Annotated in this window: 19 protein-coding genes and 1 pseudogene; 10 read left to right on the top strand and 10 right to left on the bottom strand. The window is 70.0% G+C overall.

The window, feature by feature from the left end; genetic code table 11:
- Positions 1-48: 48 nt before the first annotated feature.
- The 3 genes from C6A87_RS06900 to C6A87_RS06890 form a co-directional block, all read right to left on the bottom strand.
- On the bottom strand, positions 49-933 hold the full coding sequence (locus tag C6A87_RS06900) for a hypothetical protein (protein ID WP_311116567.1): 885 nt from the start codon (positions 931-933) through the stop codon (positions 49-51).
- 120 nt (positions 934-1,053) lie between these two features.
- A complete protein-coding gene (gene usfY, locus C6A87_RS06895; protein ID WP_311116566.1) occupies positions 1,054-1,362 on the bottom strand; it encodes a protein UsfY in 309 nt (102 codons plus the stop codon).
- 32 nt (positions 1,363-1,394) lie between these two features.
- Positions 1,395-1,769, bottom strand: coding sequence for a hypothetical protein (locus C6A87_RS06890; protein ID WP_311116565.1), 375 nt, complete (start codon positions 1,767-1,769; stop codon positions 1,395-1,397).
- A gap of 112 nt (positions 1,770-1,881) precedes the next feature.
- On the opposite strand from C6A87_RS06890, the gene C6A87_RS06885 reads away from it, so the two are divergent.
- Positions 1,882-2,436: a restriction endonuclease gene (locus C6A87_RS06885; RefSeq protein WP_311116564.1), complete on the top strand. Its 555-nt coding sequence runs from the start codon at positions 1,882-1,884 to the stop codon at positions 2,434-2,436.
- Here C6A87_RS06885 and lat read toward each other — a convergent pair.
- The gene (lat, locus tag C6A87_RS06880; protein WP_311116563.1) at positions 2,423-3,781 is read right to left on the bottom strand and encodes an L-lysine 6-transaminase; all 1,359 of its coding nucleotides are present in this window, start codon (positions 3,779-3,781) and stop codon (positions 2,423-2,425) included. The genes C6A87_RS06885 and lat overlap by 14 nt on opposite strands.
- 53 nt (positions 3,782-3,834) lie before the next feature.
- On the bottom strand, positions 3,835-4,302 hold the full coding sequence (locus tag C6A87_RS06875) for an Lrp/AsnC family transcriptional regulator (RefSeq protein WP_311116562.1): 468 nt from the start codon (positions 4,300-4,302) through the stop codon (positions 3,835-3,837).
- A gap of 87 nt (positions 4,303-4,389) precedes the next feature.
- Here C6A87_RS06875 and C6A87_RS06870 point away from each other — a divergent pair, with 87 nt between their 5' ends.
- Positions 4,390-5,934 (top strand): aldehyde dehydrogenase family protein, encoded by a 1,545-nt coding sequence (locus tag C6A87_RS06870; RefSeq protein ID WP_311116561.1) that lies wholly within the window; start codon positions 4,390-4,392, stop codon positions 5,932-5,934.
- A gap of 91 nt (positions 5,935-6,025) precedes the next feature.
- A complete protein-coding gene (locus tag C6A87_RS06865; RefSeq protein WP_311116560.1) occupies positions 6,026-6,835 on the top strand; it encodes an SDR family oxidoreductase in 810 nt (269 codons plus the stop codon).
- A 7-nt stretch (positions 6,836-6,842) separates the two neighbouring features.
- Here the strand turns inward: C6A87_RS06865 and C6A87_RS06860 are convergent.
- Positions 6,843-8,215: pseudogene (locus tag C6A87_RS06860) on the bottom strand (cytochrome P450).
- 49 nt (positions 8,216-8,264) lie between these two features.
- Between C6A87_RS06860 and C6A87_RS06855 the strand changes: the two are divergent.
- Positions 8,265-8,912: a helix-turn-helix domain-containing protein gene (locus C6A87_RS06855; RefSeq protein WP_311116559.1), complete on the top strand. Its 648-nt coding sequence runs from the start codon at positions 8,265-8,267 to the stop codon at positions 8,910-8,912.
- 2 nt (positions 8,913-8,914) lie between these two features.
- Here the strand turns inward: C6A87_RS06855 and C6A87_RS06850 are convergent, their stop codons facing one another.
- From C6A87_RS06850 to C6A87_RS06840, 3 genes are read right to left on the bottom strand one after another with little or no spacing between them, the layout of a single operon-like run.
- Positions 8,915-9,247 (bottom strand): heme-binding protein, encoded by a 333-nt coding sequence (locus tag C6A87_RS06850; RefSeq protein WP_311116558.1) that lies wholly within the window; start codon positions 9,245-9,247, stop codon positions 8,915-8,917.
- Between the two features lie 18 nt (positions 9,248-9,265).
- Positions 9,266-9,652, bottom strand: coding sequence for a heme-binding protein (locus C6A87_RS06845; protein ID WP_311116557.1), 387 nt, complete (start codon positions 9,650-9,652; stop codon positions 9,266-9,268).
- 17 nt (positions 9,653-9,669) lie between these two features.
- Complete coding sequence (locus C6A87_RS06840; RefSeq protein WP_311116556.1) at positions 9,670-10,017, bottom strand: hypothetical protein; 348 nt, start codon at positions 10,015-10,017, stop codon at positions 9,670-9,672.
- 255 nt (positions 10,018-10,272) lie between these two features.
- Between C6A87_RS06840 and C6A87_RS06835 the strand changes: the two genes are divergently transcribed.
- The 3 genes from C6A87_RS06835 to C6A87_RS06825 are packed head-to-tail and all read left to right on the top strand — an operon-like array spanning position 10,273 to position 13,154.
- A complete protein-coding gene (locus tag C6A87_RS06835; RefSeq protein WP_311117836.1) occupies positions 10,273-10,794 on the top strand; it encodes a hypothetical protein in 522 nt (173 codons plus the stop codon).
- Positions 10,795-10,806: 12 nt separating this feature from the next.
- On the top strand, positions 10,807-12,138 hold the full coding sequence (locus tag C6A87_RS06830; protein WP_311116555.1) for a peroxidase: 1,332 nt from the start codon (positions 10,807-10,809) through the stop codon (positions 12,136-12,138).
- The gene (locus C6A87_RS06825; RefSeq protein WP_311116554.1) at positions 12,138-13,154 is read left to right on the top strand and encodes a hypothetical protein; all 1,017 of its coding nucleotides are present in this window, start codon (positions 12,138-12,140) and stop codon (positions 13,152-13,154) included. Before C6A87_RS06830 ends, C6A87_RS06825 begins: the two co-directional genes overlap by 1 nt.
- 2 nt (positions 13,155-13,156) lie before the next feature.
- Here the strand turns inward: C6A87_RS06825 and C6A87_RS06820 are convergent, their stop codons facing one another.
- Positions 13,157-15,355, bottom strand: coding sequence for an AAA family ATPase (locus C6A87_RS06820; protein WP_311116553.1), 2,199 nt, complete (start codon positions 15,353-15,355; stop codon positions 13,157-13,159).
- Between the two features lie 96 nt (positions 15,356-15,451).
- On the opposite strand from C6A87_RS06820, the gene C6A87_RS06815 reads away from it, so the two are divergent.
- The 3 genes from C6A87_RS06815 to C6A87_RS06805 all read left to right on the top strand — a co-directional run bounded on the left by C6A87_RS06815 (position 15,452) and on the right by C6A87_RS06805 (position 21,773).
- Entirely contained in the window at positions 15,452-19,990 is a 4,539-nt protein-coding gene (locus C6A87_RS06815; RefSeq protein WP_311116552.1) for an ATP-dependent helicase, read from the top strand.
- Positions 19,990-20,742, top strand: a complete 753-nt coding sequence (gene nei2, locus C6A87_RS06810) for an endonuclease VIII Nei2 (protein WP_311116551.1) — start codon at positions 19,990-19,992, stop codon at positions 20,740-20,742. The genes C6A87_RS06815 and nei2 overlap by 1 nt, the downstream gene beginning before the upstream one ends.
- Positions 20,743-20,852: 110 nt before the next feature.
- Positions 20,853-21,773 (top strand): hypothetical protein, encoded by a 921-nt coding sequence (locus C6A87_RS06805; protein ID WP_311117835.1) that lies wholly within the window; start codon positions 20,853-20,855, stop codon positions 21,771-21,773.
- The last annotated feature ends 21 nt before the right edge of the window (positions 21,774-21,794 follow it).

Genomic DNA, 21,794 nt, shown 5'->3' with positions numbered 1-21,794 from the left:
TTGGGCCCGTTCGGTGTTCGACGGCTCCCCTGGCGGCCGAGATTGCGGTCACGGTCGTGGTCGTCGGCGGTTCCGCGGCCCTAGGCGCAATCTCGGCGTGTAGCCCCGGCGCGTGAACGCTTCGTTGACACGCCAGACGACAAACTGCGGCGAATGCTCTTTGACGACCTTGATGTCGATCCATCCATCACGCTCGACCAGTTCGGCCCGCCCGATATCGCGGACGTACGTGCCACGGTCCGCGTAATGATGGGCTCCCTCGTAGTCGAGGCCGATCCTCGGCTCGTCGTACCCCATGTCGAGGTAGGCCACCTCCCGACCTTCGCCCACCCGGATCTGGGTGCATACCCGGTCTTCCCAGTTGTCGACAAGGACCAGCCGCAACCAGGTCTCACGCGGCGACTGGGCTCCCCCGTCCATCAGACTCAGCGCGCGCACTGCCCGGAGCGATCCGCGCGACGCGGGATAACGCTGCGCGAGTGTCAGCACGTCGACTGCCTTGACCTCCGTCGCATTGGCCAACGCATCCAGTCGCGCCACCGCCAGGTCCCGGGGCAGATGCCGGGCCAGGTCCAGCGCGGTGCGCTGCGGCGTCGTCACCAGCATGCCTGAGATCTCGGTGACCTCGTCCCCGTCGATCCGTTGGTTCCGCACGACGATCCCAGGTGGCGGACGGCCACACCGCCAGATCAGGTCGACCGGCACATCCTGCTCGACCCACCGGGCGCCGTGCAGCGCTGCGGCCGCGGCGCCGGCGATGATCCCGCCGCGGCGAGACCACAGCCACGCCGCGACCGTGCGGTCGCGCAGGGTCAACACCGAGGACGCGGGCGCATAGACGTCGGGCAGGATCCGGCGGTAATTCCAGCGCAGCGCCGATCTCGTCAGCGCCCCGGAAGCCAACGCGTCGCTACCGATGAACACCCGTTGCATGCAGCGATGCTGAACCTCGGCGCTGACAGATCCGGCGACTCAAGCCGACATTGCCGCCAGGGCTGCGGAAGAACGACCAACCACGACCCTGAGGGCAATCTCGACATCGACACAGACCGTTCAGCTGTTGGGCCGCTGCCGGACTGTGCCCGGATGCTCTGCGTACCAAAGCTCTTCGAGACGCCGGACGCGGCGATGCTCGATCAGCAGCCAGGAGCCGCCGATCACAAAGCAGAGCCCGGCGATCGCGGCGAGCAGCAACCCCACCCCCTCGTGGGAGGTGGCGAACGCCGCCAGCGTGGCGACGAAGCTGACGATTGCGAGACCGATCACCACGAGCCCCGGCATGATCTTGTTGTCCGTCATCGACTCGCCGGCGTGCGGCCGGGTGGTACGGGAATGGTCGACTGGATCTCTGGGACCCTTCATGGGTAACTCCTTAGAACTACCCCTCCAGTCTGCTACCGCCAGGGCAGCGAGGGAAGACTCAGCACGGCGCTGAGCACCGTGAGAGCCAGAAGCGTCCAGCCGGCGCCCTGCCAGGCCCAGCGGCTGATCCCGTGCGGCACCCGGAAGCTGCGGGCCAGCGACCACAGAGCCCCGACCAGCAGGATCGCCGGCGCGCCGAGCGCGAGCATCGCACGCTGAGGGACTCCGCAACCGGCCGCGTCGGCGAGCGACCCGGTGCACGTCCCGATCCACACCAGCGCCACGAACAGGAACGCCGCCCCGGCCGCCGCGAACGCGAAACCCGTACGCACCGCATCCCAGACGCCCGGCGCGCTGTAGTCGGCGGCGCGCCGCAGCTCCCGGGTCTGGTGGGACAGGTCCGCCATCGTGTCGTTCTCCAGTTCGAGCAGGCCGGTTGGTGTGCGCGGGGTTCCCGAACGCCCGCGGCGATAAACCCGACCTGTCAGTGATGTCGGCGGCGTTGCCTACGATGCTGCCGTGACGAGGCTGAGGTGGAAGCTGTACGCGGCGCTGGGAATCGCCGCAGGTACGACGGCCTACCTGGCCGGCGCCGACCTCGGCTGGACTGCGATGGCCGGGTTGCTGATTCCGGCCGGCGCGGTAGCGGCCCCCCGCTTTGTACGCGCCGTGGTGGTCGGTGCAGCCACCCCGGGCACCAACGAGGGACCCGTCCACACCGACATGTCGGGCACCGAGTTCGAGGACTACATCGCGCGGATCGCCCGAACCTGCGGCGTGCCGGTGATCATGACTCCGCTGACCGGCGACTGGGGCGTCGACCTGATCGTCGGCAACCGGCCCAACCGGCTCGCGGTGCAGTGCAAGCGGCAGTCGCGGCCCGTCGGCGCCGGGGCCGTGCAGGAGGTGGTCGCCGGGGCGCCGATGCAGGACTGCACCCAGACGATGGTCGTCACCAACCACGAGTTCACGCCCGCGGCGCGCAAACTCGCCGAACTGCACGGCTGCGAACTGGTCGGCGGGGCGGATCTGCCCCGGCTGCGGTCGACGATCCGCAGGCTCACATCGAGCTGAGCACCGCGCGCACCGCGTCGACCGCGGCGTCGATCTCCGAGGTCGCGACCGTCAACGCCGGCCGGAACCGGACACTGTCGGGCCCGCAGCCCAGCATGATCACCTCGCGGTCCCACAGCCGCGCGATCAACTCGTCGCGGCGTGCTGCGTCGGGCATGCTGAACGCGCACATCAGCCCGCGGCCCCGCACGTCGTGCACCAGGGCGGGGAACTCGTCGGCCAGCTCGTCGAGCCGGTCACGCAGATGGCGGCCGCTCTCGGCGGCGCGGGTGAACAGGTCGTCGACCTCGATCACCTCCAGGATCCGGCGCGCGCGAACCATGTCGACCAGGTTGCCGCCCCACGTCGAGTTGATCCGCGACCCGACCGCGAACACGTTGTCGGCGACCTCGTCGACGTGCCCGCCGGCCATCACGCCGCACACCTGGGTCTTCTTGCCGAACGCGACGACGTCGGGCGTCACACCCAATTGCTGGTAGGCCCAAGGGGTTCCGGTGATACCGCAGCCGGTCTGCACCTCGTCGAAGATCAGCAGCGCGTCGAACTCGTCGCACAGCCGGCGCATCGCGGCGAAGAACTCCGGGCGGAAGTGGCGGTCGCCGCCCTCCCCCTGGATCGGTTCGGCGATGAAGCAAGCGATGTCGTGCGGGTCGGCCTCGAACGCCGCACGGGCCTGCCGCAGCGACTCGGCCTCCAGGGCGTCGATGGCTTCATCGTCCAAGTCGGGGCTGGCCACTGGCGCGTCGATGCGGGGCCAGTCGAACTTCGGGAAACGCGCCACCTTGTTGGGGTCGGTGTTGGTCAGCGACATCGTGTAACCGCTGCGCCCGTGGAACGCGCCCTCGAGATGCAGCACCTTGGTGCCGAGCTCCGGGCTGAGGCCGCGGGCCTGGTTGAGGCGGCTCTTCCAGTCGAACGCGACCTTCAGCGCGTTCTCCACCGCGAGGGCGCCGCCATCGACGAAGAACAGGTGCGGCAGCTGCGGATCACCCAGCACGCGGGCGAACGTGTCGACGAAGCGGGCCATCGGCACGCTGTAGACATCGGAGTTGCTCGGCTTGTTGAGCGCCGCGGCCGCCAGTTCGGCGCGAAAGTCGGGATCCCCCGCGAGGCCGGGATGGTTCATCCCCAGCGCCGAGGACGCGAAGAACGTGAACATGTCCAGGTAGCCGCGGCCGGTGCGGGCGTCGACCAGGTACGAGCCGTGCGACCGGTCGAGGTCGAGCACCAGATCGAGACCGTCGGCGAGGATGCTGCGCGCGAGCACCTCGTGCACGTCGGCCGGGACAAGACCGGCCGGAACCCGGTCGACTCCCCGGCGGTTTTCCGGAAGAACAGCAGTCATGACCGCAGATCCTATCGGAATTTTTACGGCTGTGCGTGCTGTGACCGTAGTTCCTACGGTATGTAGCGCCTGTCGCTATAAAATTTCTGTAAGATGATCGTGCTCCGCGTCTTCACGTCGGCAGCGGTGCGGATCTTCTGCAGCAGCCCCTCCAGGGCCCGCGCCGACTCGACGTGGACCAGCAGCAGGTAGTTGTCCTCACCGGCCACCGAATAGCACGCCTCGATCTCGGGGATGTGTTCCAGCCGCGCGGGGGCATCATCGGGTTGAGAGGGATCGAGAGGAGTGATGGCCACGAACGCCGACAGCTTGCTGCCGACGGCCTCCGGGTCGATGCGCGCGGCGTACCCGCTGACCACCCCGCGCGCCTCCAGCCGCCGCACCCTGGACTGCACCGCCGACACCGACAGCCCCGCCGTCGCCGCCAGATGCGCGAGCGTGGCCCGGCCGTCGGCGACCAGCTCACGGGCCAGCACGCGATCGATCTCGTCCAGCGGCTGCGCGTCAGCGGGCTCGGTCATGGCCGCACTGTATCGGAGCGCCCGCCCGTCACCTCTGAGTCACGACCCCCACCACAACCACGAACCCGACCAGAAAGTCGCCTGCCCATGACCACAGTCCTGACTTCCCCGCTGCCGACCGCCGATGCGTTACGCACGCGCGTCAGGGACGCGCTGGCCGCCGTCGGCGCCGACGTCCCGCTCGGCGACCCCGGATCCGAAGGCCTGCCTGCGAGCACCCCGATCACCGGCGACGTGCTGTTCACCGTGCCCGCGTCCTCGACGGCCGACGCCGAGGCCGCGATTTCCGCAGCAGCCGAGGCGTTCTCGACATGGCGGACCACCCCGGCGCCGGTGCGCGGGGCGCTGGTGGCCCGGCTGGGACAGCTGCTCGTCGAGCACAAGGAGGCGCTGGCCTCGCTGGTGACCATCGAGGCCGGCAAGATCACCTCCGAGGCGCTCGGCGAAGTGCAGGAGATGATCGACATCTGCGAGTTCGCGGTCGGGCTGTCGCGGCAGCTGTACGGCCGCACGATCGCCTCCGAGCGCCCCGGGCACCGGCTGATGGAGAACTGGCATCCGCTCGGCGTGGTCGGTGTGATCACCGCGTTCAACTTCCCGGTCGCGGTGTGGGCGTGGAACACCGCCGTCGCGCTGGTGTGCGGCGACACCGTGGTGTGGAAGCCCTCGGAGCTGACGCCGTTGACCGCGGTGGCCTGTCAGGCGCTGCTGGAGCGCGCGTGCGCGGACGTCGGCGCGCCGTCGTCGGTGGGTCGGCTGCTGCTCGGTGAGCGTGCGGTCGGTGAGCAGCTGGTCGACGATCCGCGCGTGGCGCTGCTGTCGGCCACCGGATCCGTGCGGATGGGCCGGGAGGTGGGCCCGCGGGTGGCCGCCCGTTTCGGTCGCGCGCTGCTGGAACTGGGCGGCAACAACGCCGCGATCGTGACCCCGGCCGCCGACCTGGACCTGGCGGTGCGCGGCATCGTGTTCTCGGCGGCGGGCACGGCCGGGCAGCGGTGCACCACGCTGCGGCGGCTGATCGTGCACTCGTCGATCGCCGACGAGCTGGTGGACCGCATCGTGGCGGCCTACCGACAGCTGCCGGTCAGTGATCCGTTCGCCGACGGGACGCTGGTGGGGCCGCTGATCCACACGGCGTCCTACCGCGACATGGTCGGCGCGCTGCAGCAGGCCGTCGCCGAGGGCGGCTCGGTGACCGGCGGCGAGCGGGTCGACGTCGGGGACGAGGGCGCGTTCTATGTGACGCCCGCGGTGGTCCGGATGCCCGCGCAGAGCGCGGTGGTGCACCAGGAGACGTTCGCGCCGATCCTCTACGTGCTGACCTACGACACTCTCGACGAGGCGATCGCGCTCAACAATGCGGTGCCCCAGGGTCTTTCGTCGTCGATCTTCACGCTCGACATGCGGGAGGCAGAGCGCTTCCTGGCCGCCGACGGGTCGGACTGCGGCATCGCCAACGTCAACATCGGCACCTCGGGCGCGGAGATCGGCGGCGCGTTCGGCGGCGAGAAAGAGACCGGCGGCGGCCGCGAGTCCGGCTCTGACGCGTGGAAGGCCTACATGCGCCGCGCGACCAACACCGTCAACTACTCCACCGAGCTGCCGCTGGCCCAGGGCGTGCACTTCGGCTGACCCCCACCCTCTGTCGCGCGAGCGTGCGAGTCTGCGGCCGACACGCCGTCTTTTCGGGCTACTTTCCGCACGCTCGCGGCAGACTCAGGGCATGGAACTCCACGGCAAGACCGCGATCGTCACGGGAGCCGCCTCCGGGATCGGGGCGGCGATCGCGACCGAGTTGGCTGCGCACGGCGTCAGCGTCGTCCTCGGTGACCTCGACGAGGCCGGCGCGCACGCCACGGCGGCAGCGATCGGCGCGGACGGCGGCGCGGCGATCGCGCTGCGGGCCGACGCGGCCGAGATCGCCGACATCGAAGCGCTGATCACGCTGGCGGCGCGCGAGTTCACCCCGGTCGACATCTATGTCGCCAACGCCGGCATCATCGGAAAGCCCGGGCTCGGAACAGAATCCGACTGGGACACGATCCTCGACGTGAACCTGCGCGCCCACGTCCGCGCGGCCCGGCTGCTGGTGCCGCACTGGCAGTCGCGCGGGTCGGGATACTTCGTGTCGCTGGCCTCGGCGGCCGGACTGCTGACCCAACTCGGCGCGGCAGGCTACGCGGTGACCAAGCACGCCGCGGTCGGGTTCGCCGAGTGGCTCGCGATCACCTACGGCGACGACGGCGTCGGCGTCAGCTGCGTGTGCCCGCTCGGCGTGGAAACCCCACTACTGCAAGCGGTCCGGGGCGCCGACGATCCCGACGGGCGGCTCGGCGCGGCGTCGATCGAGCAGTCGGCGGGCGTCATCGGCGCGGCCGACGTCGCGGCGGTGACGGTCGAGGCGATCCGCGCCGACCGGTTCCTGGTGTTGCCGCACGCCGAGTTGCTGGAGATGTACCGGCACAAGGGCGGCGACTACGACCGCTGGATCAAGGGCATGCGCCGCTATCAGCGCACTCTGCGCGAGCTCTGACGGCGCTTCAGGTTCTGCGGGTGAGCGTGAGGTAGAAGTCCTTGGGCATCAGCGTCAGTCGCTGGGCGACCTCGAGGCGGTAGTCGGGGTCGGGGATCAGGTCGTACCGGCGCAGCAGCACAGCCAGCAACAGCACCGCCTCATGCAGCGCGAACTGCCTGCCGATGCACGATCTCGGCCCCGTGCCGAACGGTTTGTACAGCCCCGCCGGGCGCGCCTTGACCCGCTCGGGAGAGAAGCGGTCCGGATCGAAGGCGTCGGGGTCGCCGCCCCACCGCCGGTCGCGGTGCAGACCCATCGTCAGCGCAAGGACCCAGTCCCCCTTGCGCATCGGGTGCACCCCGGCCAGCACGGTGTCCTCGCGGGCGGCCCGGTAATATCCCGGCACCGTCGGCTGCAACCGCAGTGCTTCGTCGAAGATCCTTCGGACATAACGTAACTTGGCGATCAGCTCGAAGTCGGGCCGGTCGTCGTCACCCCACACCTCGGCGATCTCGGCACGCGCCCGGTCAGCGGCCTCCGGATGCACGGACAGAAAGTACAGTGCGAAAGACAGCGCGCCGGAGGTGGTTTCATGCCCGGCCACCAGGAAGTTGATCAACTGGTAGCGGATGTTGGCCGCTCCAGGTCCGACATCAGCATCAGCTCGAGCAGATCGTCGTGGCGCCCCAGCCCTTCCCGCACGCGCTCGGCGATGATCTCGTCGGCGATCGCGTGCAGCTGCCTGGCGTGGTAGCGCACCGCCCGTTCGGCGCGCCGGGCGACGGCACCGGGCAGGAACGTCGCCCGCAACACCCCGAGCCGATCCGAACCCTGCAGCCCGGCGACCATGTGCTCGACGAACGGGTGCGGGTCTTCGGAGTCGAAGCACCCGAACGGGTGACCGGCCGCGCACCGGCCGATGGTCTCCAGCGTCGCCCGGGTGGTGTCGGCGGGGACGTCAATGACCTCGCCGGTGTCCGCGCGGGCGTCCCAGCGCGCCACCAACTCGTCGGCGACATCGAACATGACCGCGTGATAGTCGCGCATCGCCTGCCGGCTGAACGCCGGCAACAGCACGTCGTGCGCGATCTGCCAGTTCGGTTCGTCGTTGTAGGCGGTGAACAGCCCGTCGCCGCCCATGATCCGCAATGCCTCGATGTCGGGACCGATGTGCTTGCAGAACCGGCTCTCGTCGCTGAGCTCGACCACCGCTTCCGGGCCCGCTGCTACCACGTACCGTGCTCCCAGAAAACGGAACTCGAAGACCGGGCCTACCATCGTCGCAGGCGGTTGGGTGAGAATGTCTGCACTGAAGCCGAACACGTCGCCGAGGACCGGAACGCGCCGCGGCGGGTGGGGCAGCTTCGGAAACGACCGTCGGTCGCCGACGATGGCCATGCGCCCCAGCCTCCGCCGCTATTACACATGTGTCAAGTAGTATCGGCCCATGGCTGGAGGACGCCGGCGACTGTCACCTGAGGAACGTCGCAACGAACTACTGGCCCTCGGCGCCGAGGTGTTCGGACAGCGGCCCTACGACGAGGTCCGCATCGACGAGATCGCCGAACGCGCCGGGGTTTCCCGCGCGCTGATGTACCACTACTTCCCCGACAAGCGGGCGTTCTTCGCCGCGGTCGTGCGCGCCGAGGGCGAGCGAATGTTCCACGCCACCAACACCCCTCCGCTGCCGGGCCAGACATTGTTCGCGCAGGTTCGCAGCGGCGTGCTGGCGTATCTGCGCTACGACGAACTGCACCCGCAGCGGGCGTGGACGACCTACCTCGGGATGGGCAAGTCGGATCCGGTGCTGCGCGGCATCGAGGACATCGACAACGACCGCCAGGCCGGCCGGATCATCGACCGCATCACCGATGCCGTCGGCGCGGTCGAGGCCAAGGTGGAACGGGACCTGCGCGCCACCGTCTACGGGTGGCTGGCGTTCACGTTCGAGATGTGCCGTCAAAGGCTGCTGGACTCGTCGCTGGACGCCGACTTCATCGCCGACCTGTGCGCCCACGCTCTGCTGGACGCGGTGCTACGAGTCCCTGGAATCCCGCCGGAGTTGGCCGAGGCCGTCGCGCCGGGTCAGCGCTGACCTCAGTGGTGCCCGCAGCGGTTGCGGAAGTCCATCAACGGCTGTCGGATCCCGCGCATCTCCGCAGCGATCTGCGGGTTCTGGTCGGCGAATGCGGTCACGGCCGCCTGCTTCTGCTCGGGCGCCATGTCCTTGATCGACGTGTAGAACTCGTTCGCGACCGGATGGGTGAACAGGTAGGCCGACGTGCCCGCGCTGACCCCGGTCATCGCGAGGGCCAGGTCGGCGGCCGTACAGTTCGGCGCCGGCTGGGCAAGCGCGGTCGCTGAGGACAGGACGACGCCGGTCGCGCCGAGCACCGCGGCGGCCACCCGCCACGCCGAGTTGTTTCGCATTCAACGATCGTAGGCCCGTCACCCCCCGCAGCGGTTGCGGAAATCCACCATCGGCTGACGAATTCCCTGCAGCTCCGCGCGCGTCTGAGGGTTTTCGTCCATGAAGGCCGCCAACGCCACGGCCCGCTCCTCGGGCGGCAGGTCCGCCATCGCAGTGAAGAAGTCGTTGACCAGCGGATGGGTGTACAGGTAGGCCGTCGTGGACGCCATTACCCCGGTCAGCACACCGGTCAGGTCCGCCGCGGTGCAGTTCGGTGGCGGCGGTGCCGGCGGTTGCACGACCGGCGACGGCGCGGGTGCCGGCGGCTGCGCGGGTGCCGGCGGCTGCGCGATGGCCGGGGCCGCGCCGAACACCGCGGCGCAGGCGAGCCCAGCCACCCAGGCCACGCGGGAGGTTGCCGACATCTGTGTCTCCTTTGTTCTCATCGTCCGCCGCGACCGCCGCCGCCAATGCCGCCGCCGCCACCGCCAGGCTGGCCCGGCCGTCCGATGTCGGGCCCGCCAGGCGGACGCGGACCGGGGTTGATATCGATGTCGGCGTCGAAATCGTTGCTCCACCACTGACTGCAGGCATAGTCGTTCACGTCGCACGGATACGGCACGTAGGGGCCTGCGCCGCTCGGCCCCTCCCCGCCGCTGGCCCCTCGGACGTCGCCCTGCGAACAGATGGTCGTGCCGCCGGCGCTGGTGCAGTCGGCGACCACCGGCGGCGCGACCGCGATCCCGGTCGACCACACCGCAGGGGCGACCAGCAGGTAAACCAACCGCATCTTGCACCCTCCGGTATCGGGTTCGCGCACAGCCTCTCGTGGCTCGTGGCCGCGTCAGCGTAAGCATCGGTCTGTGGTCCCGCCATCCCCCACAACGGGTGAAACCGCACCGCGGAACGACGTGTCGCGCACTGCCGGCGGTTCCCCCAGAAAGGGGGACGACACGTCTCGGCGGCCGCCATACGCTCCGACCGACGACGATCCGGAAGGCTGACAGTGGCTGCAGGCGATAGCGATTGGCCGCGTCCGGCGGCGATGGCGATCCCACCCGAGGGCTACCTGGAACTCGAGCGGGGCCGCTACGGGCCGGTCTTCCCCCGCACCCCGGCCTGCTACGGCTTCTCGATCATCGCCAAGGTCAAGGAGGGCCGCGAAGACGCCGTGCGTGCCTACGCCAAACAGATCGAGGAAGCGGTCGCCGGCACGCCCGACGTGCTGGCGCCGTTGCGGTTGCACTACCTGCGCTGGGTGCTGTTCGACGTCGGCTCAGGGCTGCATTTCCAGTATCAGGGCATCTTCGACACCGACTTCGACAAGTACACCGAGGACGCGGTGCGCTTGTTCGGCGCGACCGGAATCACCACGGTGTTCACGAATCTCGAAGGCTTCCCCGAGGATTGGCAGACCAATCCGGAGGCCTTCATCAAATTCGTTCGCGACCACCACTATCCGAGCTTCCTGGAGTACGGCGAATATCCGTACGTCACCGCCGACGAGATCAAGAAGGCGCTGCGCCTGAAGGCGGCGTTCTCCGACATGCTCGACCAGATGCAGTGATGAGCGCTTGCGATGCCCCTCGAACTCGACGACATCCAGCACATCCTGCTCACCCGGACACCGGCGATGACGGGACGGTACGAGTTCCTGACGTTCGAGCGCCCCGAGGGTGGGCGGGCCTGGCTGGCCGAGCTTCTCGACGTGGTCGCCTCGGCGGCCGAGGCCGACGCCACCATGGACGCGACAAAGCGCTGGGTCACGGTGGCGTTCACCTGGAACGGCCTTCGCGCGCTCGGGGTTCCGGACGCGGCGCTGGCCACGTTTCCCGGCGAGTTCCGGGAGGGCATGGCGGCGCGCGCCGACATCCTCGGCGACACCGGCGCCAACGCACCGCGGCACTGGGTCGGCGGCCTCGCCGGGGACGACCTGCACGCGATCGCGATCCTCTTCGCCCGCGACGACGCCGAACATGCGCGCTGTGTCGGCGAACACGACAGGCTTGTGGCGCGCTGCGACGGCGTCCGCACGCTGTCGTTCCTGGACCTGAACGCCCATCCGCCGTTCAACTACGCACACGACCACTTCGGGTTCCGGGACCGGCTGTCCCAACCGGTGATCAAGGGCTCGGGCGAAGACCCGACCCCGGGTTCGGGTGCGGCACTGGAGCCGGGCGAGTTCATCCTCGGCTATCCCGACGAGGACGGCCCCGTCGTGGGGCTCCCCGAGCCTGCGGCGTTGTCACGCAACGGGAGTTACCTGGCCTACCGCAGGCTTCAGGAGCATGTCGGAACGTTCCGCGCCTACCTGTCCGACCACGCCGAGACGCCCCAGGAGCAGGAGCTGCTGGCGGCGAAGTTCATGGGCCGCTGGCGCAGCGGCGCTCCGCTGGTACTCGCCCCCACCGTCGACGATCCGGAACTGGGCGCAGACCCGATGCGCAACAACGATTTCAACTACAAGGAGATGGACCCGTTCGGGTATGCCTGTCCGCTGGGTTCACACGCGCGCCGCCTCAATCCGCGCGACACCGCGCACTACATGAACCGGCGCCGGATGATCCGCCGGGGCGCGACCTACGGCCCTGCTCTGCCGGACGGGGCACCCGAGGACGGTGTCGACCGGGGCATCGCCGCGTTCATCATCTGCGCCAGCCTGGTCCGTCAGTTCGAGTTCGCCCAGAACGTGTGGATCAACGACAAGACCTTCCACGAGCTGGGCAACGAGCACGACCCGATCGGCGGCGCCCAGGACGGCACACTGGATTTCACCGTGCCGAAGCGACCTATCCGCAAGGTACACAAAGGCATTCCCGCCTTCACCACGATTCGCGGTGGCGGCTACTTCTTCCTGCCCGGCCTGGGCGCGTTGCGCTACCTCACCGAGCTCGGCGGCCGGGAGCGCTGATGACAGCCCGGCCCGCCCGCACGTACAACCAGGACCACCGTCGTCGACCCCGTGACGGCAGGCGGCGGCTGAGCATCTACTGGACGTGGAGCTACCCCTGGGAGGCCCAACGCGACCCGGCCGCGATGAGCAACCGGTTCTCGACGTTGACCGAGGTCCGCAACGTCGGGTACCCGGCCTACGAGACGCCCGGGTTCGGCGCGGCGAACTTCCTGCAGGGCATCGCCGGCACACTCGAGTTGTTCCACCGGTCGACGCTGTCGTTCCAGGACCTCGTCGGCGAGGTGACCGGACATCCGGTGGCGGTGTTCCAGCGGGTGGACCAGGCCGGCTACCCCCAGCCGATCGACGAACGGATCCTGGACGACACCGACACGCTCATGGTGTTCGGCCTGGACCATCTGAACTCCGAACTGGAAGCCGGCCGTGACGAAGTCGACGCGCTGCGCGCGTGGCTGCACCGGGAGGGCACCTGCCTGCTGCTGGCACCGCACCACGACGTCGGGTTCACCGACGACCTCGCTCAGCGGCAGGTCGAGTACCTGCACCACGGGGACCGACTGGTGCCGCGACAGCAGCGGTTCAGCAGATACACCCGATCGCTGATGCGCGCGCTGGGCGTGCCGGTGCACAACATCTGGGGGCTACGTCCCGCCGTCGTCGACGGAACACGAGACCCGGTCGCGCTGAACACGTTCCGGGAGTTCGACGAACTAGGGCTGCTGGCCGACGTCCCCACCCTGAGCTTTCACCAGCATCTGCCCCACTACGAGCTGACCGCGCCGGAGGGCGCGAATCTCCGGGTGCTGGCGCGTCAGCCGATCGACCCCGGCCGCCCCCACCCGTTCACCGACGCGGGCGGCTCCGCGTTCAACGCGGTGGTCTGGATGCCGCCCGACGGAGACCGCGCCGGCGACATCGTGCTGGTCGACTCGACGCACTTCACCACACTGTTCGGCGGCACCCAGAGCCTGCAGAACCTGTGGCGGAACCTGGCGGCCTGCCCCCTGGGCTGACCTCACTCCGGTATCAGGCCAACCCTTTTCGCCTCGGCCACCGCCTCGCCGCGCGAGGACACGCCGAGCTTGCGGTAGATCGCGGTGGCCTGGCTCTTGGCCGTCTCCCGGCCGATCACCAACTCCTCGGCGATCCGCTGCAGCGAGAGGTGGCTGGCCAGATGCGGTAGCAGGCGCAGTTCGGCGGCGGTCAGCGGCCGGGCGCCACCGACCGCCATGGCCTTGACGCGGTCCACCCGTTGCACCAGCGCGACCGCGCCGGGCTCGCGGTGACAGGCCCGTTCTGCAGCCGCCAGATGCCGGCCCAGCAACGTCGGATCCTGGATCACCGCGGCGGTCCAGGCAAGCAGCCCATGCCCCAGAAGCGCTGTGCGCGCGGACAAATGACCCAGCTGCGCCAGCAACGTCTCGGTCACCGTCACCGCCTGCCGGACGCCGGTCAGATCCGCCGTGCGGGCGGCCATCACCGCGCTCGTCGCATACACGACGATCATCGGCACGACGTCGCACAGGTCGTACTTGTCCACCAGCGTCCGCGCCGCCTCACTGCGTTCCATGGCCGCGTCGTCGTCGCCGCCGGCCAGATCGAGAAGCGCCAGGTGCGCGAGTGCTGCGGCGTGGAAACCCGGCAGGTCGTCGATCACCGGCAGCGCGGCGTCGAGCAGCGCGCGGGCCTGTGTCGGGTGCCCGCGCATGGCCTCGGCGGAGCCCTTCATCACCGTGGCCGCCCCCCACCATGGGTTCACCAGGTGGTCCCCGGCCGCGCGGACCACATCGGCCTGCTCCACCACATCGCCGACCCCGCCTGCGCCGAGCAGTGAACTGATCAGTGCTACCGCGACTTTCACCGACGGTGTGCCGTCCGACAGTCTCTGCCCGCGATCGGCGGCCACGGCGAGCATCAGCGACCGCTGGATCAGTTCGGCGTCGGCGGTCGTGACGCCCAGCCACGCGCGCGCCACCGCCGCGTCGGGGTACTCGGCGAACGTGCGCGCGTCCAGCGTCGCGAGCCGGCGCGCCAACACCCCGGCGCGGCCGTCGAAGCCCAGCCGCACCGCTTCGCGGCCCACCAGCGCGGCCGCGCGCCCGCGGTCCCCGGCGTCGAGCGCCTGCATCAGCGCGCCGTCGATGTCACCGTCACGCTCCAACAGATCCGCTGCGCGCGTGGCCAATTCACGGAAGCGGGCCGGAGCGGTGTCACGCAGCCGACCGCGCAGCACGTCGCCGAACAGATGGTGATAGCGGTACCACACCCGAGGGTGGTCGAGGGCGACCAGGAACGGATTGCCCGAGTCCGCCAGCACCGCCAGCATGTGTCCGGCGTCGTCGCGCCCGAGCACCGTGTCGAGCTGCTCGGCGGTGAACCGCCCCAGCACCGCCGACTCGACCTGGAACGTCGCGGTCTCGGCGTCGAGTCGGTTGATGACCTCCTCGACCACGTAGTCGACCACCAGATTGCCGTGCTCGGCCAGCGCTTCCAGCGCGGTGCCGTCGCGCAGCGCCATCGCCGTCAGCACCACCCCGGCGGGCCAGCCTTCACAGAGGTCGGCGACCGCGGCGACGGTCGCGTCGTCGCACGGGCCGCGGATCGCAGTGAGCGCCTCGGCGGTTTCGGTCGCCGAGAACCGCAGCACCTCCTGGTCGATCGCCACGACGGTGTGCTGGAGCCGGCGCCTCGCCAGCCCCAGCGGCAGCACCTGACGGCCCAGCAACGCGGTGACGACCGTCGCGGGGGCCTCGGCGAGCAGCGTCTGCAACGCCGCGACGGCCGCGGGAGCCGTGAGCTTGTGCGCGTCGTCGAGCAGGATCACGATCGGCCCGTGCGCCTCCAGCGCCTGCACCACGGCGGGCACCAGGTGGGTCAGCGGACACCGGCCCGGACCGCGCAGGTAGCGCAGCAGATCGCTGTCGTCCTCGGTGAGACGGACCACGGCCGTCGCGATGTGCAGCAGCAGATGCGCGGGGTCGTCGTCCAGGTGGTCGATGCGCGCCCAGGCGAACGGCCGGTCGTCGTCCGCGTCCCACAGCGCTGCCGCAGTGGTCTTGCCGTAACCGGCCGGCGCGGACAGGACCACGACGTCACCGCCAGCTGACGTTCGCAGCCGGCTGAGCACCTCCGGACGTTGGACGACGCGATCGGCGATCCTCGGCCGACCGATCGTCGCGGCCGGGACCCTGGGACGCCAGTCCCCCGCAACCACCACTCGAGCCTAATCCCGAAGCCGCGTGACGTGCCCGTTTTCGCATTTCGGACGATCGGCCGAGGAAATGTCGGTGGCTGGAGGCACCATGGACCCATGTCCGTGCCGACCGATCCGCTGGGGCGCTTCTCCGCGCTGACGCGCGAGTGGTTCGCCGGCACCTTCGTCGAGCCGACTCCCGCGCAGGCCCAAGCCTGGAAGGCGATCGCCGACGGCGACAACACCCTGGTGATCGCGCCCACCGGCTCCGGCAAGACGCTGGCCGCATTCCTGTGGGCGATCGACGGGTTGGTCCGCGAACCGCAGACCGAACGCGCAACGCGGGTGCTGTACGTCTCACCGCTCAAGGCGCTGGCCGTCGACGTCGAACGCAATCTGCGCACCCCGCTGACCGGCATCTCGCGTATCGCCGAGCGCGCCGGGCAGCCACCCCCGGCCATCAGCGTCGGCGTGCGCTCCGGCGACACCACACCGAGCAAGCGCCGCGAGCTGATCGCCAGCCCGCCCGACATCCTGATCACCACGCCCGAGTCCCTGTTCCTGATGCTGACCTCGGCCGCCCGGGAGACCCTGAGCCAGGTACAGACGGTCATCGTCGACGAGGTGCACGCCGTCGCGGCCACCAAGCGCGGCGCGCACCTGGCGGTGTCCCTGGAACGGCTGGACGCGATGTTGCCGAAGCCCGCCCAGCGGATCGGACTCTCGGCGACCGTGCGCCCACCCGAAGAGGTGGCGCGGTTCCTGTCCGGCACCGCGCTGACGACGATCGTCGCGCCGCCGGCGGCCAAGACGTTCGACCTGACCGTGCAGGTGCCGGTCCCCGACATGGCCTCCCCCGACACCCAGTCCATCTGGCCCGCGGTGGAGGAGCGCATCGTCGACCTGATCGAGGCGCACAACTCCTCGATCGTGTTCGCCAACTCGCGGCGGTTGGCCGAGCGGCTGACCGCCCGGATCAACGAGATCCACGCCGAACGCGCCGGGATCGAACTCGGCGCGCACAACCCCGGGGTGGCCGGCGGTGCACCGGCACACCTGATGGGCAGCGGACAGACCTTCGGCGCGGAACCGGTGCTCGCCCGCGCCCACCACGGCTCGGTCAGCAAGGAGGCCCGCGCCGACGTCGAGGACGCGCTCAAGAGCGGACGGCTCAAGGCCGTGGTCGCGACCTCCAGCCTGGAACTCGGCATCGACATGGGCGCCGTGGATCTGGTGATCCAGGTGGAGACACCGCCGTCGGTGGCCAGCGGGCTGCAGCGCATCGGCCGGGCCGGCCACCAGGTCGGCGAGATCAGCCAGGGCGTGCTGTTGCCCAAGCACCGCACCGACCTGATCGGCTGCGCGGTCAGCGTGCAACGGATGCTGGCCGGCCAGATCGAGACCATGCGGGTGCCCGCCAACCCACTGGATGTGCTGGCCCAGCACACCGTGGCGGCCTGCGCGCTGGAGCCGATCAACGCCGAGGCCTGGTTCGACACCGTGCGGCGCAGCGCGCCGTTCGCCACGCTGCCGCGCAGCGCGTTCGAGGCGACGCTGGACCTGCTGTCGGGCAAATACCCGTCGACGCAGTTCGCCGAGCTGCGGCCACGCATCGTCTACGACCGCGACGCCGGCACCCTGACCTCGCGGCCCGGCGCGCAGCGGCTGGCCGTCACCTCGGGCGGGGCGATCCCCGACCGCGGCCTGTTCACCGTGTATCTGGCCGCCAACGCCGACTCCGACAAACCCTCGCGCGTCGGTGAACTCGACGAGGAGATGGTCTACGAGTCCCGCCCCGGCGACGTGATCTCACTGGGCGCGACGAGCTGGCGGATCACCGAGATCACCCACGACCGGGTGCTCGTCGTCCCTGCCCCGGGTGAGCCGGCCCGGCTGCCGTTCTGGCGAGGTGACGGGGTCGGGCGGCCCGCCGAGCTCGGCGCGGCGATCGGCGCGTTCACCGGCGAACTGGCCCGGCTGGAGCGCGAGAAGTTCGAGCAGCGTTGCCACACCGTGGGATTCGACGCCTTCGCAACCGACAACCTGTGGCAGCTGATCTCCGAACAGCGGGAGGCGACCTCCACCGTGCCGTCGGACACCACGCTGGTGGTGGAACGGTTCCGCGACGAACTGGGCGACTGGCGCGTCATCCTGCATTCCCCCTACGGGCTGCGGGTGCACGGCCCGCTCGCGCTGGCGGTGGGCAAGCGGCTCTACGAGCGCTACGGCATCGACGAGAAACCGACCGCCTCCGACGACGGCATCATCGTGCGGCTGCCCGACACCGACGACACCGCCCCGGGCGCGGACATCTTCGTGTTCGACGCCGACGAGATCGAACCGCTGGTGACCACGGAGGTCAGTTCGTCGGCGCTGTTCGCGTCCCGGTTCCGGGAGTGCGCGGCACGGGCGCTGCTGCTGCCGCGCCGCCATCCGGGCAAGCGATCCCCGCTGTGGCACCAGCGCCAGCGCGCCGCCCAGTTGCTCGACGTGGCCCGCGGCTACCCAGATTTCCCGATCGTGCTCGAAGCCGTCCGCGAATGCCTGCAGGACGTCTACGACGTGCCGATGCTGACCCAGCTGATGTCGCGCATCGCGCAGCGCCGGGTGCGCCTGCTGGAGGTCGAGACGTCGACCCCGTCGCCGTTCGCGGCGTCCCTGCTGTTCGGCTACGTCGGCGCGTTCATGTACGAAGGCGACAGCCCGCTGGCCGAACGACGCGCCGCCGCACTGTCGTTGGATCCCACGCTGCTGGCCGAACTGCTCGGCCGGGTGGAACTGCGCGAACTCCTCGACGCCGACGTCGTGACCAACACCGCGCGCCAGCTCCAGCACCTGGCGCCGGACCGGCAGGCCCGCGACGCCGAGGGCGTGGCCGACCTGCTGCGCCTGCTCGGACCGCTGACCACCGAGGAGATCGCCGCCCGGTGCACCACCGACGACATCGGCGGCTGGCTGGACGGGCTACTGAGCACCAAACGGGTGCTGCAGGTGTCGTTCGCCGGGCAGACGTGGTGGGCCGCCGTGGAGGACATCGGCCGGCTGCGCGACGGCGTCGGCGTGGCGGTACCGGTCGGCGTCCCGATGGCGTTCCTGGAACCGGTCGTCGACCCGCTGGGCGAGCTGCTGTCGCGCTATGCCCGCACCCGCGGACCGTTCACCACCGCGGACGCGGCGACGCGGTTCGGACTGGGCCTGCGGGTGGCCGCCGACGTGCTGGGCCGGCTGGCCGCCGACGGCAAACTGGTGCGCGGCGAGTTCACCGATGTGCCAATCGATTCCGGTGACCAGTGGTGTGATGCGGAAGTGCTGCGGATCCTGCGCCGCCGCTCACTGGCGGCGCTGCGCGCCCAGATCGAGCCGGTCAGCACCGCCGCGTTCGGCCGCTTCCTGCCGTCCTGGCAGATGCTCGGCAGCGACACGGTCTCGGGCGTCGACGGGCTGGCCGCGGTGATCGACCAGCTCGCCGGCGTGCCGATGCCGGCCTCAGCGGTCGAGCCGCTGATCTTCGGGCAGCGGGTGCGCGACTACCAACCCGGCATGCTCGACGAGCTGTTGGCCTCCGGGGAGGTGCTGTGGTCGGGCGCCGGGTCACTGTCGGCGGCCGACGGGTGGGTGGCGTTCCACCTCGCCGAGACCGCGCCACTGTCGCTGGCGCCGCCGGGTGAGCTCGACCTGACCGACGTCCACCACACGATCCTGGGCGCGCTGTCCGGTGGCGGGGCCTACTTCTTCCGGCAGCTCTCGGTCGACGGGACGACCACGGAGTCGCTGAAAGAGGCGTTGTGGCAGTTGATCTGGGCTGGTTACGTGGGTGGTGACACTTTCGCGCCGGTGCGTGCGCTGCTGGCGGGCACCCGTGGGTCGGGGCAGCGCCGGTCGGCCACGCCGTCGCATCGGCACCGGCGCGCGCCGCGGCTGAGCCGGTACAGCCTGAGCACGTCGAGCCTGAGCGCGCACCGCGACACCGATCCCACAGTGGCCGGACGCTGGTCAGCGCTGCCGATCGCCGAGGTCGACACCACGATGCGGGCGCACTATCAGGCCGAGCAGCTGCTGACCCGGCACGGGGTGCTGACCAGGGGCGCGGTGGCGGCCGAGAACGTGCCCGGCGGGTTCGCGTCGATGTACAAGGTGCTGACCACGATGGAGGAGGCGGGCCGGTGCCAGCGTGGTTACTTCGTCGAGTCGCTGGGCGGCGCACAGTTCGCGACGGCCAGCACCGTCGACCGGCTGCGCAGCTATGCCGACAGCATCGACGACAAACAGCACACGCTGCGCGCGATCGCGTTGGCCGCGACCGATCCGGCCAATCCGTACGGCGCCGCGCTGCCCTGGCCGGCTCGCGGCGGTGACGGCGAGACCGCGCATCGTCCCGGGCGTAAGGCCGGCGCGCTGGTGGTGCTCGTCGACGGGGAGCTGGCGTGGTTCGTCGAGCGGGGCGGCCGTTCGCTGCTGAGCTTCACCGCCGATGCCGAGATCGCCAACGCCGCCGCTGCGACTCTGGCCGAACTGGTGTCGCGGCAACGGGTTCCGGGTCTGCTGGTGGAACGCGTGGACGGGGTGCCGGTGCTGGAGAGCCGAGAGTCGGTGGTGGTCGAGGCACTGGCGACCGCGGGCTTTTCGCGCACCCCCCGAGGCCTGCGGTTGCGCTGATGCCAGAGGGAGACACCGTCTTTCGCACGGCCCTGAAACTCCGCGAGGCACTCGAGGGCCGGGAGTTGACCCGCTGCGACGTCCGGGTGCCCCGGTACGCAGCGGTCGACCTCAGCGGTCAGGTCGTCGACGAAGTGCTCAGCCGGGGCAAGCATCTGTTCATCCGCGTCGGGCAGGCCAGCATCCACTCGCACCTGAAGATGGACGGCGCCTGGGTGATCGGCCGGGTCCGGGTGCCCGCGTACAAGATCCGCATCGTGCTGGAGACCGCGCAGTCGCGGGCCTTCGGCGTCGACCTCGGGATACTGGAGATCCTGGACCGCGCCACCGACATGGACGCCGTCGCCCACCTCGGTCCGGACCTCCTCGGCGCCGACTGGTCGGCGTCTGTGGCGGCAGAGAACCTGATGACCGACCCATCCCGCCCGCTGGCCGAGGCGCTGCTGGATCAACGCGTGATGGCCGGCGTGGGCAACGTCTACGCCAACGAGCTGTGCTTCGTGTTCGGGCTGCGGCCCGGCACCGCCGTCGGCGAGGTGTCCGACCCGCTGCGCCTGGTCAGCCGTGCACAGCAGATGTTGTGGCTCAACCGGACTCGGCTCAACCGCACCACGACCGGCAACACCCGGCCCGGCCAGGACGTGTGGGTGTACGGCCGGGCCGGTCTGCCGTGTCGCCGCTGCGGTACACGGATCGAGACGGACAAGGGCGGCGATCGCGTCACCTACTGGTGCCCCACCTGCCAACGCTAGCTCCCCGCCGAAATTGCATTCCACGCGCCGTTCTGTGGATAACTCCAGCGTTGCAAGCAATCTCGACGAAAGCTGTCGGCGTCGCCGTCGATCATTCGGCCATGGGAAACATGGGAAACGTGATCATCGGAACAGAGTCCGTCGCCAACGGCACCCTGACCAGTCATCGGCTCCGACGCTGGTACCGCCCGATCTATCCGAACGTGCACGCACCGATCGACAGGGAGGTCACGCTGCGCGATCGCACTCTGGGCGCCTGGCTGTGGTCCCGGCGCCAGGGCGTCGTGACAGGACTCGCGGCTTCGGCACTGCACGGGTCGGGCTGGATCGACACCGCCGTCGATGTGGAGCTGATCTACAAGTGGCCACGGCCCCCGGCGGGCATCGTTGCCCGCGCTGACCGCCTGGCCCCCGACGAGTGGCAGCTATTGGACGGCATACCCACCGCCACGCCCGCACGTACCGCATTCGACCTCGGCCGCTTCCGCCCCGACTACGAGGCCCTGGCACGCCTCGACGCGCTGATGCGGGCCGAGCCCTTCTCGCTCGACGACGTAATGATGCTGACTCAGCGGTACAAAGGCGCTCGCGGGGTCGCCCGCGTGAAAGCGCTGCTGCCGTTCGTCGACGGCGGTGCGGAGTCACCACGCGAGTCGTGGTGGCGCAAGCTGGTGATCGACGCGCGGTTCCCGGTGCCGGCAACCCAGATCCGCGTCGTCGACGAATACGACCGACATGTCCGTGTCCTCGATTTCGGCTGGGAGGACTACGGGGTTGCTTTCGAGTATGACGGCGAGCAGCACCAATCGGACCGCGCGCAGTACCTCAAGGACCGGCGCGTCATGCCGGAACTTCTCCGCCTGGGCTGGCATGTCACCACGGTCGTCAAGGAGGACGACCCCGTCGTCGTGCTCAACCGGTTGAACGGGGCGATGCGGGCCCGCGGCTGGCGCGGAGCCGTGCAGATCCCGTCATACGCCTATGCGTACCGCTTCGCCGAAACTGCTCTCAGCGCGGCGCATTCGGCGTAGCGGCCGCGTGGAATGCAATTT

The organism is Mycobacterium sp. ITM-2016-00317 (genome assembly GCF_002968295.1).
Taxonomy (GTDB): Bacteria; Actinomycetota; Actinomycetes; order Mycobacteriales; family Mycobacteriaceae; genus Mycobacterium.
The sequence above is the reverse complement of the archived record's forward strand: the minus strand, read 5'-3'. Positions and strand labels throughout refer to the sequence as shown.

Coding starts and splice junctions, on each gene's coding strand:
- C6A87_RS06870 (WP_311116561.1), top strand. CDS start 4,390: ATGACCACAGTCCTGACTTCCCCGCTGCCGACCGCCGATGCGTTACGC.
- C6A87_RS06805 (WP_311117835.1), top strand. CDS start 20,853: ATGGGAAACGTGATCATCGGAACAGAGTCCGTCGCCAACGGCACCCTG.
- C6A87_RS06845 (WP_311116557.1), bottom strand. CDS start 9,652: ATGTCGGCAACCTCCCGCGTGGCCTGGGTGGCTGGGCTCGCCTGCGCC.
- C6A87_RS06850 (WP_311116558.1), bottom strand. CDS start 9,247: ATGCGAAACAACTCGGCGTGGCGGGTGGCCGCCGCGGTGCTCGGCGCG.
- C6A87_RS06840 (WP_311116556.1), bottom strand. CDS start 10,017: ATGCGGTTGGTTTACCTGCTGGTCGCCCCTGCGGTGTGGTCGACCGGG.
- lat (WP_311116563.1), bottom strand. CDS start 3,781: ATGACTGCTGTTCTTCCGGAAAACCGCCGGGGAGTCGACCGGGTTCCG.
- nei2 (WP_311116551.1), top strand. CDS start 19,990: ATGCCAGAGGGAGACACCGTCTTTCGCACGGCCCTGAAACTCCGCGAG.
- usfY (WP_311116566.1), bottom strand. CDS start 1,362: ATGAAGGGTCCCAGAGATCCAGTCGACCATTCCCGTACCACCCGGCCG.
- C6A87_RS06830 (WP_311116555.1), top strand. CDS start 10,807: ATGCCCCTCGAACTCGACGACATCCAGCACATCCTGCTCACCCGGACA.
- C6A87_RS06825 (WP_311116554.1), top strand. CDS start 12,138: ATGACAGCCCGGCCCGCCCGCACGTACAACCAGGACCACCGTCGTCGA.
- C6A87_RS06900 (WP_311116567.1), bottom strand. CDS start 933: ATGCAACGGGTGTTCATCGGTAGCGACGCGTTGGCTTCCGGGGCGCTG.
- C6A87_RS06815 (WP_311116552.1), top strand. CDS start 15,452: ATGTCCGTGCCGACCGATCCGCTGGGGCGCTTCTCCGCGCTGACGCGC.
- C6A87_RS06835 (WP_311117836.1), top strand. CDS start 10,273: ATGGCGATCCCACCCGAGGGCTACCTGGAACTCGAGCGGGGCCGCTAC.
- C6A87_RS06865 (WP_311116560.1), top strand. CDS start 6,026: ATGGAACTCCACGGCAAGACCGCGATCGTCACGGGAGCCGCCTCCGGG.
- C6A87_RS06855 (WP_311116559.1), top strand. CDS start 8,265: ATGGCTGGAGGACGCCGGCGACTGTCACCTGAGGAACGTCGCAACGAA.
- C6A87_RS06890 (WP_311116565.1), bottom strand. CDS start 1,769: ATGGCGGACCTGTCCCACCAGACCCGGGAGCTGCGGCGCGCCGCCGAC.
- C6A87_RS06875 (WP_311116562.1), bottom strand. CDS start 4,302: ATGACCGAGCCCGCTGACGCGCAGCCGCTGGACGAGATCGATCGCGTG.